The following is a 16,156-nucleotide window of genomic DNA, read 5'->3' on the forward strand; positions in this document are numbered from 1 at the left end:
CTTTTCATATTACTTTTTTCAATAATCTCAAGAATGACTTTTAACAAGATCTTCCACGCAAGACACCCAAGTATTATTGGAATTCAAGCTTGGAACCAAATCCCACTGCTCTCCTCCATGTTCTATGAACACCTCTTTGTATTCTTCCCCAACCTCCACGGTCGTTTCCAAACAATCTGCAACGAATGCAGGTGAAAATGCCAATACCTTTTTCGCTCCCAAACCTGCCAATTCTTTAATCACATCCTCTGTGTAAGGACGTACCCATGGGTCATTTCCTAATCGGGATTGGAAACAGGTTTTTACTTTTTCCTCTGGTAAGCCCAATTTGGCTGCTACCTGCCTAGTGGTATGGAAACATTGAGCTCTGTAGCAGAATTGATTTTTTGAATGGTATTTGTTGCAGCAGCCACTCAATTGGCAATAGCCATCAACCGAGGCTTTGATGATCTGTCTCTCTGGCAATCCATGGTATGAAAACACGTAATAATCATAATCCATTTTCTTCATGGCCTCTTTTCCAAGCTCTTCCCAAGCTTGGATAAACAAAGGATGCTCGATGAAATTGGATATGAATGAAATCTCTGGAATGACTTGCCATGTTTTAGCAATCTCCATGACTTTATCGATCACAGAGCCATTGGTCGCTGAAGCATATTGAGGAAAAAGAGGCAGCACGATAATTTTTCTCACATTCGCATCCGTCAATTCCTTCAATCCTGACTCAATGCTTGGGCTTTGATAGCGCATCGCCATTGAAACCACATATTCATTTGAGTCCAGTTTTTCGACCAGCTTATCTCTAAGATCTTCAGTATGGAAAAGCAATGGAGAACCTCGGTCTGTCCAAAGCTTTCTGTATTCATTTGCTGATTTTGGAGCCCTAAAAGGCGCAATAATCAAATTAACCAGCATCCATCTGGAAATAAATGGAATGTCAATGACTCTTCCATCCATTAAAAACTCGCGAAGATATTTTCTGACGTCTCCTGTCTCTGTACTGTCTGGAGTCCCTAAATTGACTAATAGAACTCCAACTTTTCCAGTCTTTGCCATGTTTGATTGTTGATTTGGGTGTAAAACCTTGACTCCCCAAAATTACGAGAGATTTTAGCTTCCACCAATCGAACTATATTATGAGTGATTGATAAAAGCTTTTAGATTTTCAATCGGCCAGCCCATCCCATCAATGGTCCGGAAGCTATTGAGGAAATCAATGCCAAAATCACCAATCCGATAAACAATGAATCCGACACAAGTCCGTATTCCAGCGCGATCAAACCTAAAATGATGTCCATGCTCCCTCTGGTACTTAATCCAAAACCGGCAATGATGGCTTCCTTTCTTCCTACGTTGGCCATTCTACCACCAAAATAGGCCCCGTAGTATTTGGTCAAAAGTCCAACAACGACAATCACTCCAGTCACTCCTAGATCAAAACTTTCAATAAAGTTTACTTTCAAACCTATGGAAACAAAGAAGATAGGAGCGAAAATATTGTTGATAAACTGATGCAGAATTTCTTTTGCTTTCTCGGTCAAATACTCTGAATCTCCCAATGCTACCCCAAAAATAAAGGCTCCAAAAATGGCATGAATCCCGATGAATTCGGTGAAGGAAGCTGCTAAGAAACAAGTAGCCAAAGAAAGAGATAACAAGCCTCCAGGCCAGGCCATCTTTTTATTAACCCATGGCAAAATACGATTGATCAACCCCTTACCAATAGTCAACATGATCATGGTAAAAACCAGCGTCAAACCGATAGTTGGCCATACTCCCAAGCCCCCACTTCCCGACTCTGAAAGGGAAAGAATCACAGAAAAAACAATCCAACCTAACACATCAATGATCATTGCAGCAGCAATAATAAGGAGTCCGGTCTGTGTTTTAAACAAGTTCAAATCCATCAAAACCCGAGCTACCACCGCCAATGCCGTGATACTGATTGCCAATCCGAAGAATGTTGATGCAACAATCCTATCATTGATATTCACACCTAGGAACTCCGGAAATGCATATGCCACCACAAATCCCGCAATTATTGGCAATACCATGGATGCTACTGCTATTTTCAAGGCATTTTTCCCTTGGCTCCAGACGATCTGAAGCTCTACTTCCAGTCCGGCAATAAATAGCAAAAGGACTACTGAAATCTGCACAAATCCATCTAAAGCTATGTTTGCCATCTCATGTGAGCCAAACAAATACTGTTGGAACTCTGGCATGGTATAGCCCAAAATCGTAGGACCGAGTACTATTCCGGCTAATATTTCACCGACAACTGCTGGTTGTTTGAGCTTTCTGGCGATTTCTGCAAATATTCGGGCCATGATCAGCATAGCCGCAATCTGAAGGAGGAGATTGATTACCTCCTTATGGTTGAGCGTTTCCATGGAGGTTTATTTTTTGACGATTAAGAGATTACAAGGAAGGGTACTAAGGAGTTCTTCCAAGTCATGAGGAAAAATTCTATCAAAGAAATTTAGTTTTCTTTCGTCTCCCACTACCAAAAGGTTAGCTTCTGTTTTTTCACAAAAACGAGCCAATTCAACCGCCCATTTTCCTCCAGTTACTTTTATGTTTATTCTCAAATTTCCTTTGTCCAGTTTTTGAAGAATCTGCTCCACATAGTCGATCTCATTCTGGACCAGTTGTCTTCTTGTTTGTGCTATTTCATCCTCAGAATCCTCGCTGGCCGTCCCCATTTGAAGTCCATACATTTTGATTTCATTCAAAATAGAAACCTGATCGGCCTTGACTGTTTTAGAAAATTCCAATCCCTGCTCGATTACTACTGGTGTAATTTCTAGCTGCGTTCCGTTGATGACTACTTTGGAAAACTCCGAAGTCTCCACTTTTGGTTCAATTAAAGTCAAAACAGAGCAAGGTGCCTTGCGGATGATTTTTCGACCCACCGATCCCATATAATACTTAAACAAGCCTTCTCTTTTCAATGCTCCTGCAACCAAAAGATCCACATTTTCCTCTTTACAGGCTTTTAGGATCATTTTAACCGGCTTGCCTTCTTTCCATAGCACTTTGATTCGCAGGCGATCACAGCCATGTCTTTGCAATAAATCATCGAGTTTTTTTTCTAACTCGGGAGTTTTTATCCCTACATGGATCAAAACCAATTCAGAATCAAAAAGCAAAACCAGACGTTTGACTTCAGTAATCAAAGCCTCTATCCGTGGGCTAAATGCTATTGCCAAAGCAATTTTAGTATACATATTGGGTCTATGGATTTTCCTGAAATAAGCGAAATTTCCCGATTAGTCCAACTGGATCTTTGCTTTGCCCACTCATCAAATGAGGCTTCCACTCAAGTGGATTTATTACTTCCAGAAAAACTGAGACTATTTTTCTAAGAGTTTTTTGATAAAATTCAGGAAGAAAAATCTGAATAATCAATTCGGAGTAGAATATTAAACTCAATACTCATATGAAAAAAACTTTACTCGGCTGCTTGATGGCTGCGAGTATGGGATGGTCTTCTTTAGCCTTTGCGCAATCAGACTACCCTACTCTCAGTCAACTCAATCAGCGATTGCAGCGAATAGGCTCAAATGCCTCAGCTGAACTCAAATCACTCACCAAAACAGCGGGTGGAAAGGATATTTGGGTTCTTAAAATCGGTACTGGAAATGTAGATGAAAAGCCAGCCATCGCAGTAGTTGGCGGAGTGGAAGGCTATCAGGTTGTCAGTGTAGAATTGGCAACAAAATTTGCTGAAAGGCTTATTTCTGATCATGCCGATGCTTTGGAAAAAACCACTTTTTACATTTTCCCAAACATGTCTCCAGATGCCTATGAGCAATACCATGCGGCACTTAAATATGAAAGAAGGGGAAATGCTACTTCCGTGGATCATGACCGAGATGGTGCTCCTGGGGACAATGGTTATACAGACCTCAATGGAGATGGATACATTACCATGATGAGAGTCGAAGATCCTATGGGTGAATATGTAGCATCCAAAGATGACGAACGAGTAATGGTTAAAGCTGACCGCTCCAAAGGAGAAGCAGGCAATTACAGTCTATATCCTGAGAGCAAGGACGATGATCAAGATGGTAAATTCGCTGAGGACCTGAAAGAAGGAATTGCTTTCAACAAGTCAATGACTTACAAATTTCCTGTATTTGAACCTCTAGCAGGCGACATCCCTGTTTCTCAACTGGAGTCAAGAGCACTTTTGGATTACCTATTTGAACAGTGGAATATCTTTGCTTTTGTGACTTTCTCACCAGCAAACAACCTTTCTTCTCCACTTAAATACAGTGCTCCAAATGCTAAAAAGAGGGTGGTAACATCCATTTTGGAAAATGATCAAGCTTTGAATTCAATGGTTTCAGGAATTTATAATGAAACCATTTCTGCTAAGCCTTACATGCAAAACAATCAAGGCATGGACGGAGACTTCTTCCAATGGGCATACTTCCATTTCGGTAGATTGAGTTTTGGAACCCCTGGCTATTGGACTCCAGAATTTAAAGGAAAATCCAATGAAGAGGTGAACTATCTAGCTTGGGCAGATTCCTTAGGAAATACAGAAGTATTCGTTCCTTGGACGGAAGTCTCTCATCCAGACTTCCCAGGTAAAAAAGTAGAAGTCGGCGGAATCAAGCCTTTTGCAATGAGCAATCCATCTTATGATAAAGTGGATAAAATAGCTGATGAGCACACTGATTTTATTTTAAAATTGGCAGCAATCCAACCTTCTCTAGAAGTTCAAAACCTTAAAATTGAGTCCATTGGCAACGGCTTGACTAGAATTAGCCTAGACCTATTCAACAACTCTCCTCTTCCAACTCATTCAGAAATGGGAGAAAGATCCAGATGGTTGAGAAAAGTAAGGATTGATTTCGGTGCTTCAGAGGATCGATTGATTTCAGGAGAAAAAATCCAATTGATTGATGTAATCCCTGCTTTTGGAAAAGAAAGCCTAAGCTGGATCGTCAAAGGAAAAGGTGATGTCACGATGAAAGCCGGCGCATCCCATGTAGGTTTTATTAATACAACTTTCAAACTCTAAGCCATGAAACTATTGACAAAAAAGAACAGTATTCTTGCCTTGGCGATCAGTGCAATGAGCTTTGGCAGTTTAGAAACTCAGGCCCAAGACAAATTCTTCAAGGCTGTAGGTACTCCTCATCTTCCAAAAGTTGAGACAGCTTGGAACAGATACCATACCTATGAGGGAATTGTGGATGTGATGCAAAAAATCGCGAAAGCACATCCTGATTTGGCTAAAATCGAATCCATTGGAAAATCATACGAAGGAAGGGACATCATGACTCTAACTATTACTGATTTTTCTACTGGAAAAGACACTGACAAGCCTGGAATGTGGATCGATGGAAATATTCACTCCAATGAGGTACAAGGAGGAGAATTTGCACTCTACACAGCTTGGTATTTGACAGAAATGCAGGTTGACACCAAGTTTATTCAAGAACTTTTGAAAGATAAAGTCTTCTACATAACTCCCACCATCAATCCTGATGCTAGAAACGACTTCTTCCTCGAGCCAAACACAGCCCATTCTCCAAGATCAGGCATGATGAAATTGGACAATGATGGGGATGGATTAGCAGCTGAAGATGAAATGGATGATTTGGATGGTGATGGTCATATCACCATGATGATCCGTAAGTCACCAACAGGTCGATTTATCAAAAATCCATTGGACTCAAGAAGATTGATGCCAGTAGGTGCAGATCAAGTTGGTGAATATGAGATGCTAGGCCAGGAAGGAACTGATCTAGACGGAGATGGGAGAGTCAATGATGATGATGTTGGGTACTACGACCCAAATCGAGACTGGGGCTGGAACTGGCAACCAGATTACATCCAAAGGGGTGCGTTGAGATATCCTTTCACACTTCCGGAAAATAGATCCATCATGGAGTTCGTCATGAAGCATCCAAATATCGCCGGAGCGCAAAGTTATCATAACAACGGAGGAATGATCCTGAGAGGTCCCGGTGCTGAGGAAGACGTAAGTACCTACAATAGAGAGGATATCAGAATCTATGACGCTATCGCTCAAAAAGGTGAAGAAATGATGCCTGGTTATCGATATTTGACTGTATACAAAGATTTATATTCCGTTTTTGGCGGAGAGTTGGACTGGTTTTATGGAAACCGCGGAATTTTCACTTATTCCAATGAATTAATGACTTCTTATCTATACTTCCATGAAAATGGAGGTGGAAGAGGTCAAGATGAGCTATATAAAGTTGACCAATTGTTGACTTTCGGAGATGCCTTTGTCGATTGGCATACTTATGATCATCCTCAATACGGTGAGATTGAAATCGGTGGATTCAAAAAGACCTTCGGAAGAGCTCATCCGGGATTCCTATTGGAACAGGACGCACATAGAAATGCCTCATTCACTATTTACCACGCTTATCATACACCAAAACTTTCTGTATTGGATGTAAAAGAAGAAGATTTAGGAGGAGGATTGAAGGCTATCACAGCTACTATTTTCAATGAGCGTCTCATGCCGACTCACTCATCTCAAGATTTGAAACATAAGATCGAGAGACCTGATTATGTAACACTTTCAGGTACCAATGTAGTTGCAGGCTTTATCGTAGAGGATGAAGATTTCAAAAAATATACCGAGCAGATTCATTATCCAGAGAAAATGGCAGTTTCGAATATTCCAGGAATGGAAAGCGTGAAAGTTCGCTGGATCGTTTCTGGAGGAAACAATTACAGCATTACAGTTGACTCCGCCAAAGGAGGCAAAGCAAATTGGAAAAAGTAAGTCAACATCACTCAAATTTAAAATCCGACTCTATTAGGGTCGGATTTTTTTATAACTCACTTTAGAAAATCTGGCTAAATTCAATCAATAATCCATCAAAATCATGCATAAATCTCTTTTAGCTGCTGTATTTCTATTCTTAATTTTCGATAATGTAAAAGCCCAAGATTCCAAAAAAGTACTCATCGCTTACTATTCTCAATCTGGAAGCACTCAACTGATGGCGGAATCCATTTATGAGGGAGCAAAATCTGTGGAAGGTGTGATTGCGACAATTTTACCCATTGACAAGGTTCAGGCTTCACAGCTATTGGAGTCAGATGCGATTATTATTGGCTCCCCAGTGTACAATGCCAATATTGCCCCGGAAGTCCTGAAATTCATTAATTCATGGCCCTTTGAAGGGAAACCTATGAAAGATAAACTGGGCGCTGCATTTTCAACTGGAGGAGGAATTTCTATTGGAGAGGAGCTTATTCTTCAAAATTTGATCCACGCTATGCTAATCCAAGGAATGATCATCGTAGGAGGTGATGAAACCGAATCAGCTTTTGGAGCCTCAGGAGTTACAGGCGAGGCTCCTTTTGACAAGAAAGTATTAGATGAAATCTTTCTAAAAAAAGGATATGGATTGGGAAAAAGAGTAGCTGAATTGAGTAAAAGCTTCAATTAAGAACCTTTTTTACAATGAAAAAGACACAAAAAAACCCCGCCTCAGACCAAAGCGGGGTTAATTTTTATAATTGGTTTAGTCTCAAAGGGCAGTTACAAATCTGTCGAAACCTTCAGCAGTAGATACTTTAAAGCTAATGTTAGCTCCAGGCTCCTTGATGTTGTAGATTTTATGTAGTCCCTGAGGATTAGATACTTTTTCAGTGTGGATCATGTGATCTCCATCAAAAATGGAAACTGTGATTTCTTTAGCGTCCAAGTTGCTAACAAGCAATCTGTATTGGTTGTCACCTACTTTAGAAACTCTAGAGTAAACAGTTGGAGTTTCAGCAACAAAGTTCTCGAAAGAAGCTGTTCTTAAAACACCTGATTGATCCAAAACTTCAACAGAATAAGTTCCTTTAGGAAGAGCAGTCAAATCGTATCTTTTAGCAAAAGCTTCTTCTTTCACGATTCTATCTCTCAAAACAAGTCTGTTGTCTTTGTCCATGATCTTAACGATCATAGTTCCTTGTGGCGCTTCGTTTACTGCCACAGTCACTTTTGTAGGTTCTGACTGTCTAATTTCCACAGATCTATCAGATCCTTTTGCGAAAGCTCCAGTTGCCATCCCAGCAACAAAAAGCAAAGTCAATAATTTTTTCATAATAATTGGTTTTAATAGGTTCTAGATTTTAAAGTGTAACCCATAATGGCTTTTCCATTTCTGGGGATATTTTGGGTCACAGGGTCCATCGGGTCCGATGGGTTTGTAATTGTATTACATTACAAAGGTAGCTAACGGAAGTGAAATTGCAAATGTTTCAATAGAAATAAAGTTTTATTTGATTATCGTCAATTTTATACTACTATTATTGAAAATATAATAATTCACTTCCGCTATCGATTGCGAAACTCGTTTTATTAGGCCTTTAGCACTACCAACAGAATTAAATTTGGTTTTTATGTTATTTTCAGAATCATAAAATATGATGCAAGGTTTTCATCCCATTTTCGCAATCGATTGTATGGGTGAAAAAAAAATCAAATTTTTTTTATTTTTTTTCTTATTCCTCAAAAAATAACCCTCTAAAACAAAAAAAGGCGGCCATTTGGCCACCTTTGGTTAAATTTTAACCCTATTAATTCAAATCTTTCTCAATTGCCTTAGCAATCACCTTCTGATCGAAGGAGCCTTTTAGCTCTACTACCATCAAATCACCTTCATCCCCTCCAACTAGAACAACCAAGTCGGAAATATTCTTCCCTCCTTTTGAATAGATGACAATCTCTCCTTCATCTGCCATCTCCATTAATAATTCATAGCGCTCCTTTTCCAATCCTTTTTTTAGAGCCTTGAATTCCGTCCTGTTTTGATCAACATGTTCAGGAAGCTTATAGAATTGTAGCTTTTCAATAGATTTCGCTACTGTAGCCATATCATTTTCATCGATATCAATTTTAAAGCCCTCAGCAAAATTCATAAAGTTGCCACCAAGCTCCATATTAAAGAAGTCCTCATGACCTTTGTACTTTTCTTTCAATAGGGCCACCGATTTACTTTGCGCCTGGGCTGCGAAAACAAATCCCAACATGACGATTACTAGCAATAGCTTTTTCATTTTCTTAAATAGTTATGGTTTAGTGTGTTTTTTATTTATTCCCGGAAGATCCTTTTTTATATTCTTTCATACCTGGCATATCTGTATGTTCAGCCAACATATTTAGATCATCATAAGTGAAGTTCCCTAGCATTGACAAGAGCGAAAAGTCGTTGCCGTCTCCTGAAATCATCAATAGCTCTTTGACCAAGCCTCCTTCTTCTCTGACCAAGAATTTGAGCTTTGTAGTCTTATCCTGAACATCCATCAACTCCTCATATTTATTCTTAGTCAAAGTCCCATAGGCTTCATTGTAAAACTTCATTCCATCAACTTCCTCTGAAGAAAGGATTCTAATGCCTTTGACTTTTTGTAAAAGCGCACCTAAATCTGCAGACTCTTGCTCTTCTGCATTGCTCTTGAGAAACCCTCCTGCCATCTGCATCATCTTCGATGAGATATAGACCCTGCTAAATCTATCATCATCCATATAGCCAGAGAAAAACTTCTGAATTGCATCATCTTGTGCCTGCGCCTTTATTATGAAGGCGAATAGCAACATCGGTATCAGTATTAGCTTTTTCATATTTCTTATTTTTCTTTCTTTTCAAATAAATCCGTTGGAGTGCTTAAATATTTGAGATCACTCATCTTCTCAATCTCCTGCTGCCCTTTTGACCAATTTTCCTGAATCAGAGAAAGAGCAGCCACCACTTCTTTATAAGCCTGTTCCTGCTGATGTCTTTCATAAGCTCTCCATCCTACAAATGAACCAATCAAGATTGCCACAGAAGCTGCCCAATTGAGCCAGGCGACCTTTCTTACTTTGATAGCCCTTTTTGGCATCTTGATATTTGTTTCCTCATATATATAGGAGTCCAAGATTCCAAAAAGCTGTTTTTCTGACTCAAAACCTTTAGCCTCCTGAAGCAAAAATTTTAATTCAGCTTCTTCCTCAAGACTTGTCTCTGATTCCCAGTATTTATCCAGAAGTTGTTTTATTCTTGAATTCATGATGTCGTTTGGTTGATAAATTGGTTGCGAATGGATTTCCTTGCTCGGTGCAAATTGACCTTCACTTGCTCCAAACTGATCTCCAAATAGTCAGCTATCTCTTCATAGCTCAATCCCTCCACTTCTCGAAGCTGAAAGATCTCCTGCTGCTTCAAAGGTAGATTCTCCATCAATTGCATAACTTGAGAAACCCGATCTGTAACTTCTTCCGAAACAGTCTCCTGAACTGGTATTTCTTCCAACCCATCCAGGGTCAATGTTCTTCCAGACTTTCTGAAATACATCATTGACTCATTCTTTAGACTTTTCACAAGCCAGCCAACTAAATTCGGATGAGCCTGAAGTTCATTTTCTCTTTCAAAAGAACGCTCGAAGACATTTTGAAGCACATCCTCCGCTACATCGCGGTCTTTTACCCAAAGCAATACCATTCGGAACATTTTATTCCTTAGGGGCCAGATATGTCCTTCGAAAAATGACTTCATTCAGGTAGATGATGCATTGGAAAATGAATTGTTACACAATCTTGATTTTTTTTTCCATTTTTTTAAAAAATGCCACTTACAACCTGTCTGACAGATTATTATCAAGGTCATAAATTGAAAAGGATATAAAATTCATTTGAAAAATAGTATGCATGCAGACTATTTCTTACTTTGCATCAAGTAATTTTGAAACAAATGAAGACAATCGAAGCAAAAATATTGAGCATAAAAAAAGCCCTGAATTTCTTCAGGGCTTGTGGTGATGAGTGGACTCGAACCACCGACTCACGGATTTTCAGTCCGATGCTCTACCAACTGAGCTACATCACCGTCTCGTAAAGTGATGCAAAGGTAGGTATTTGACCTTTCGAACCAAATCATTTGCAGAAAAAATTATTCATTAAATATCAATCAATACGCTAATCTCATCACTATGAGCTTTTTACCTCAAATAGTTTTTTTGATCATTTTTGGAGCAGCGGGCTACATCTTGGCCAAAAGGGTCAAATTCCTAAAAAGAAACATTCTTTTGGGAAAAGCCGAAACCAGAAATGACCAATCTGAAAACCGGTGGAAAACCATGCTGCTAGTGGCCTTTGGACAAAAGAAGATGTTCAAAAAGTTTATCCCGGCAATTCTCCATCTCTTCATTTATGTAGGATTTGTCGTGATCAACCTCGAAGTCTTGGAGTTCATCCTTGATGGAATCCTGGGAACTCACCGACTTTTCGCCCCTATTTTGGGTTCAGCCTATACAGTAGCCATGAACTTATTTGAGTTCCTAGCCGTGGCAGTATTGGCAGCATGTATCATTTTCTTAATTAGAAGAAACATCCTCAAAGTTGATCGATTCCAAAAACCTGAAATGAAAGGATGGCCTGCCTTGGACGGTAATTTGATCCTTGTGATTGAATCAGTCTTGATGCTAGCAATCCTAAGCATGAATGCGACTGATCAAATCTTGGCAGCTCGAGGGCTAGAGCATTACACCCTTTTGGGGACATTGGCTTTCAGTGCTCCTTTGAAACCGATTTTCGAAGGGATGTCTGATAGCACCTTGATCCTTGTTGAAAGACTTGCCTGGTGGTTTCACATCATTGGGATCTTGGCTTTCGCTATCTATGTCACTTACTCCAAGCATTTGCACATTTTCTTGGCGTTTCCAAATACCTGGTATTCCAACTTGAAGCCAAAAGGTGAGATGGCCAATATGCCTGAGGTAACCAATGAGGTGAATATGATGTTGGGTATTCCTACAGAAGCACCTGCTGATCCACCTGCTGAAATAGGAAGATTCGGAGCAAAAGACATCAATGATCTTTCCTGGGTCAATGTATTGAATGCCTATTCCTGTACTGAGTGCGGTAGATGTACAGCAGAATGCCCTGCCAATATTACTGGAAAAGAACTTTCTCCACGAAAAATCATGATGAACGTGAGAGATAGAGCTGAAGAAGTAGGAAAAAGCTTAGATGAGGGAGGACAGGGATTAGAGGATGGCAAATCACTTTTGGGGGATTACATCTCCAAAGAAGAAATCAACGCTTGTACCTCTTGCAACGCCTGTGTAGAAGCCTGTCCTGTCAATATCGATCCATTGTCTATCATCTTGCAAATGCGAAGATATGTAGCCATGGAAGAATCTGGATCACCTGCACAGTGGAACTCCATGTTCCAAAATATGGAAACCAGCTTCTCCCCTTGGAAATTTAGCCCTCAGGATCGATTCAATTGGGCTGAATCCGTAAAAGACGAAGAAATGAAATAATTTCAGATTTCAGATTTCAGATAAGGAAACCTGGCATCCATTTTCAGGTTTCATTTTTAAAGAAAAAAAATAAAATATGTCTACATATAAAGTCCCAACAATGGCCGAAATGGCCACCAAAGGAGAAAGCCCTGAAGTACTGTTTTGGGTAGGTTGTGCCGGTTCATTTGATGAAAGATACAAGGCCGTAACTCAGGCTTTTGTCAAAATCCTCAATAAAGTCGGTGTTTCTTTTGCTGTGCTAGGACCTGAGGAAACTTGTACCGGAGATCCCGCTAGACGAGCTGGAAATGAATTCCTATTCCAGATGCAAGCGGTTGCAAATATTCAAGTCATGAATGCCTACGAGGTAAAGAAAGTAGTCACTGCTTGCCCTCATTGCTTCAACACCATCAAAAACGAATACCCAGCTTTAGGAGGCAATTATGAGGTAATCCACCACTCCCAGTTTCTTCAGCAATTAATCAACGAAGGAAAAGTCACACTAAAAGGCGGTGGAGAATTCAAAGGTAAAAAGATCACCTTCCATGATTCCTGTTACCTAGGACGTGCCAATAATGTCTATGAAGCTCCTCGCGAAGTAATCAAAGCTTTGGATGTGGAATTGGTAGAAATGAAAAGATGTCGTACCAAAGGCCTTTGTTGTGGTGCTGGAGGAGCTCAGATGTTCAAAGAACCAGAGCCAGGCAAAAAAGACATCAACGTAGAAAGAACTGAAGACGCTTTGGCTACCGGAGCTTCTGCGATTGCAGTTGGATGCCCTTTCTGTCTCACGATGATGACTGACGGGGTCAAAAACAAAGAGAAAGAAGCTGAAGTCAAAGTTTATGATTTGGCAGAAATGATTGCCAAAGACATGGGAATTTGATTTTCAAAAATGAATCAATTGGACCCTTTTTGCCGTTAGGTAGAAAGGGTTTTTATTTGCCTAAAATTTACACACATGTATATTCCATTTGAATCCATGCCTGAATCCAGCCGAGTTTGGCTGTATCAATCAGAAAGAAAATTTCGTCCTGAAGAACAAAGCTTCATAGCTGAAAAACTAAGTAAGTTTTGCGAAGGATGGAATGTGCATGGAAATCCACTTCCGACTTCTTTTGAAGTATTGGACGAACAAATTATCGTCTTGGCAGTTGATGAATCTAAAGCTGGCGCTTCCGGTTGTTCGATTGATAGCTCAGTGAGAACTTTGAGAGAAATTGAAAGTCAACTTCAAGTCGATTTGACCAACAGTGGAAAAGTTAGCTTTAAATCTTCTGCTGGATCTATTGTAGTCACCCCAGCTTTGGGAATCAAATCAAAAGTGTTAGCAGGTGATATTCAGGAAGAAACACCTATCATCAATCCAATGATTCAAATCAAAGCAGACCTTCCTAACATTTGGATTTCAGCCGGAAATAGTTGGTTAAACAAATTCTTTCCAAATTAATTAGTAATATTCAGGATAGATCATCAAAGCAGCTCGATGAAAAACAATTTTTTGTGGACTATACTCTCTGCCTTCCTTCTTTTGGGAGCTTGTAAAAGCATCCAAGAAAAAGGAACAGACCAATTTCTTTCCGGTCAATACCAATATGCAATTGGTACCTTTTCTCAAATTCTGGAAGCTGATCCAGATAATATGGAGGCCAATGAAAAGGTAGCTGAGAGTTATCGCTTATCCAATCGAGTGGAGCTAGCTTCTCCTTACTATGAAAAATTGGTAGAAGAAGACCCTTCTTTTGAGCACTACTTCTACTTAGGGCAAAGTTTAAAAGCCCAAGAAAAAGATGAAGAGGCAAAAGCCGCTTTTGAAAACGCTAAAGGATATACCCAAAGCGAAGAATTACTTGCTAGGATCCAGAGAGAAATCGAAGGAATTAATCTAGCTGCGGGAATCGAAGACTATTGGCCTTTTCATGAATTGATCAATTACAAAGAACTGAATACTGCAGGAGCTGATTATGCACCGGTGGTCTCAGAAGGCTTCTTGTATTTTACCAGTGGAAGACAAGCCTCAGGAATTTACCCTGCGACTGGCATGCCATATACCAAACTCTTCAGAACCAGAATAGAGGACCTAAGAGTAGATGTCAGTGGTATCAGAGCTTTGCCGGAATTCCAAAATGAAGAAGGTCTGGACCAGGCTTCAATTGCTATTAGCCCGGATGGAAATACCATCATTTATGGTCGCGGCAACTCTACTTCTCCAAAAGACTTACCTGAAACAGCTTTATTCGCTTCCTATTTCAGAGGAGCCGGATTTACCCAACCAATTTGGTTGCCGGTAAATGAAGATGAATTTTGGTGGAATTCTACGCCTGCATTTAGTCCGGATGGAAGTGAATTATATTTTGCTTCTAACAGGCCAGGAGGATATGGAGGTATTGACTTATATAAAGCTACCAAATTGGCAAATGGAGACTTTGGGAATGCTGTAAACCTGGGCCCAAATGTCAATACTCCAGGAAATGAACTTTTTCCAAGAATGGCTCCTGACGGTAAATTCTTCTTTGCTTCAGATGGTCATCCAGGCTATGGAAAGTTGGATCTTTTTGTTGCAGAAATGGGTGAAGATGGCAAACAAAAAATTACAAATCTGGGAGAAAACATCAATAGTAAGGCAGATGATTTCGGCATCTTTTTTACTGAATATCCTAAGGAGGGATTCCTTTCTTCTAACCGAGAAGGCGGAGCCGGTGATGATGACATTTATTATTTCGAAGACAAAACTCCAAAACCTAAAATTATCAACGTTCTCCTAACTGTTACTACTAAGGAGAGAGTAGCCGGTGAACCTGATCAGATATTAGAACAAGCGAGAGTAGTCCTTTACGATGGAGCCAACAAACAAATAGGCGGTGATTTCTCCAATTCGACAGGTAGAGTTCGTTTCACAATGGAGCCTCAATCAGATTATACAATTATCGCTTCGAAGAACGGATACTTCTCCAAATCTATCCCTTATACCACTCGAGGTAAGACTCCTGACCCTGCCACGTTGGTACAGGATGTCACCAACGTTTCGTTGGATACTATGCTGGTTTTGGACCAATTGATTTTGGATAAGTCCATCATTTTGGAAAACATTTACTACGATCTGGATAAAGCAGATATCCGAGCTGATGCAGCTGTAGAACTGGATAAATTGGTTCAAATCCTTAAAGACAACCCAAGTATTCGAATCGAATTAAGCTCACATACGGACTCCAGATCATCTGATGAATACAATCAGGACCTTTCTCAGAGAAGAGCTCAATCAGCCGTGGATTATATCGTTTCTCAAGGAATCGACAAAGATAGATTGGTAGCCAAAGGTTACGGTGAATCTCAGTTGATCATTCCAAATGCCACTACCGAAGAGGAACATCAGGTCAACCGTAGAACTGAGTTTAAGGTGATTGAGATCAAGGAATAGTTTATTTGAAGTAAGCCTGAAGACCGAGGCCTTTTCAACTCAGAACACCCGTTAAAAATTTCGCCTTCCATGGGAAGGCGTTTTTCATTCTATTTCCACTGTATTTCTATTTTAAAAATCAGGAATATTTCCTTCTCGTCTCGATCTTTTGTTTTTGCCGTTCCCAAAGGGCTTTTGCCAAGTCATCTGCGACCCATTCAGGATCAGATTCATTCAGGATTTTTTTCAATTTCCCTTCTCCCAAATCTATTCTATAGCAGATTTGTAGCAATCGCTCAAAATCCCTATTCAGCATCACTCCTATAGCTTTGGCAAGCATCTGGATATAAGTTTCTTCAGATGTTCCAGAAACAGTCTCTGGCAATTCAACTTCCTTCTGAAATAATTCGAAAGCCGCTTGGGGAACCGGGGTTAATTCCTTTTTATCTTCCATAAGATCAAAAAAGCCCCGAATTA

General features: G+C 40.0%; 16 protein-coding genes and 1 tRNA gene. 7 read left to right on the forward strand and 10 right to left on the reverse strand.

The window, feature by feature from the left end; all coding sequences use genetic code 11:
• Positions 1-27: 27 nt before the first annotated feature.
• From hemH to O0V13_RS07725, 3 genes are all read right to left on the reverse strand, one after another.
• Complete coding sequence (gene hemH, locus O0V13_RS07715) at positions 28-1,056, reverse strand: ferrochelatase (protein WP_268034398.1); 1,029 nt, start codon at positions 1,054-1,056, stop codon at positions 28-30.
• A gap of 101 nt (positions 1,057-1,157) precedes the next feature.
• Complete coding sequence (locus O0V13_RS07720) at positions 1,158-2,393, reverse strand: cation:proton antiporter (protein ID WP_268034399.1); 1,236 nt, start codon at positions 2,391-2,393, stop codon at positions 1,158-1,160.
• A gap of 6 nt (positions 2,394-2,399) precedes the next feature.
• Positions 2,400-3,230 (reverse strand): universal stress protein, encoded by an 831-nt coding sequence (locus tag O0V13_RS07725; protein ID WP_268034400.1) that lies wholly within the window; start codon positions 3,228-3,230, stop codon positions 2,400-2,402.
• A gap of 212 nt (positions 3,231-3,442) precedes the next feature.
• On the opposite strand from O0V13_RS07725, the gene O0V13_RS07730 reads away from it, so the two are divergent.
• The 3 genes from O0V13_RS07730 to O0V13_RS07740 all read left to right on the forward strand — a co-directional run bounded on the left by O0V13_RS07730 (position 3,443) and on the right by O0V13_RS07740 (position 7,454).
• Positions 3,443-5,035, forward strand: coding sequence for a M14 family metallopeptidase (locus O0V13_RS07730; RefSeq protein WP_268034401.1), 1,593 nt, complete (start codon positions 3,443-3,445; stop codon positions 5,033-5,035).
• Between the two features lie 3 nt (positions 5,036-5,038).
• Positions 5,039-6,781 (forward strand): M14 family metallopeptidase, encoded by a 1,743-nt coding sequence (locus tag O0V13_RS07735; protein WP_268034402.1) that lies wholly within the window; start codon positions 5,039-5,041, stop codon positions 6,779-6,781.
• Between the two features lie 103 nt (positions 6,782-6,884).
• Positions 6,885-7,454: a flavodoxin family protein gene (locus tag O0V13_RS07740; protein WP_268034403.1), complete on the forward strand. Its 570-nt coding sequence runs from the start codon at positions 6,885-6,887 to the stop codon at positions 7,452-7,454.
• Between the two features lie 81 nt (positions 7,455-7,535).
• Here the strand turns inward: O0V13_RS07740 and O0V13_RS07745 are convergent, their stop codons facing one another.
• From O0V13_RS07745 to O0V13_RS07770, 6 genes are all read right to left on the reverse strand, one after another.
• On the reverse strand, positions 7,536-8,099 hold the full coding sequence (locus O0V13_RS07745; protein ID WP_268034404.1) for a hypothetical protein: 564 nt from the start codon (positions 8,097-8,099) through the stop codon (positions 7,536-7,538).
• 475 nt (positions 8,100-8,574) lie between these two features.
• The gene (locus O0V13_RS07750) at positions 8,575-9,054 is read right to left on the reverse strand and encodes a DUF4252 domain-containing protein (RefSeq protein WP_268034405.1); all 480 of its coding nucleotides are present in this window, start codon (positions 9,052-9,054) and stop codon (positions 8,575-8,577) included.
• A 31-nt stretch (positions 9,055-9,085) separates the two neighbouring features.
• Entirely contained in the window at positions 9,086-9,619 is a 534-nt protein-coding gene (locus O0V13_RS07755) for a DUF4252 domain-containing protein (protein ID WP_073572619.1), read from the reverse strand.
• Positions 9,620-9,624: 5 nt separating this feature from the next.
• Entirely contained in the window at positions 9,625-10,047 is a 423-nt protein-coding gene (locus tag O0V13_RS07760) for a hypothetical protein (RefSeq protein ID WP_268034406.1), read from the reverse strand.
• The gene (locus O0V13_RS07765) at positions 10,044-10,532 is read right to left on the reverse strand and encodes an RNA polymerase sigma factor (protein WP_268034407.1); all 489 of its coding nucleotides are present in this window, start codon (positions 10,530-10,532) and stop codon (positions 10,044-10,046) included. The genes O0V13_RS07760 and O0V13_RS07765 overlap by 4 nt, the downstream gene beginning before the upstream one ends.
• A 257-nt stretch (positions 10,533-10,789) precedes the next feature.
• Positions 10,790-10,862 (reverse strand) — tRNA-Phe (locus O0V13_RS07770).
• Positions 10,863-10,965: 103 nt separating this feature from the next.
• Here O0V13_RS07770 and O0V13_RS07775 point away from each other — a divergent pair.
• The 4 genes from O0V13_RS07775 (at position 10,966) to O0V13_RS07790 (ending at position 15,700) form a co-directional block, all read left to right on the forward strand.
• Entirely contained in the window at positions 10,966-12,300 is a 1,335-nt protein-coding gene (locus tag O0V13_RS07775; protein WP_268034408.1) for a 4Fe-4S dicluster domain-containing protein, read from the forward strand.
• A 76-nt stretch (positions 12,301-12,376) separates the two neighbouring features.
• The gene (locus O0V13_RS07780) at positions 12,377-13,168 is read left to right on the forward strand and encodes a (Fe-S)-binding protein (RefSeq protein WP_268034409.1); all 792 of its coding nucleotides are present in this window, start codon (positions 12,377-12,379) and stop codon (positions 13,166-13,168) included.
• 75 nt (positions 13,169-13,243) lie between these two features.
• Positions 13,244-13,732 (forward strand): hypothetical protein, encoded by a 489-nt coding sequence (locus O0V13_RS07785; RefSeq protein ID WP_268034410.1) that lies wholly within the window; start codon positions 13,244-13,246, stop codon positions 13,730-13,732.
• A gap of 36 nt (positions 13,733-13,768) precedes the next feature.
• Positions 13,769-15,700, forward strand: coding sequence for an OmpA family protein (locus O0V13_RS07790; protein WP_268034411.1), 1,932 nt, complete (start codon positions 13,769-13,771; stop codon positions 15,698-15,700).
• A gap of 118 nt (positions 15,701-15,818) precedes the next feature.
• Here the strand turns inward: O0V13_RS07790 and O0V13_RS07795 are convergent.
• On the reverse strand, positions 15,819-16,156 hold a 338-nt coding region (locus tag O0V13_RS07795; RefSeq protein WP_326492712.1), incomplete at its 5' end, for a hypothetical protein.

It is taken from the genome of Algoriphagus sp. PAP.12 (genome assembly GCF_026652115.1).
In the GTDB taxonomy this organism is placed as follows: Bacteria; Bacteroidota; Bacteroidia; order Cytophagales; family Cyclobacteriaceae; genus Algoriphagus.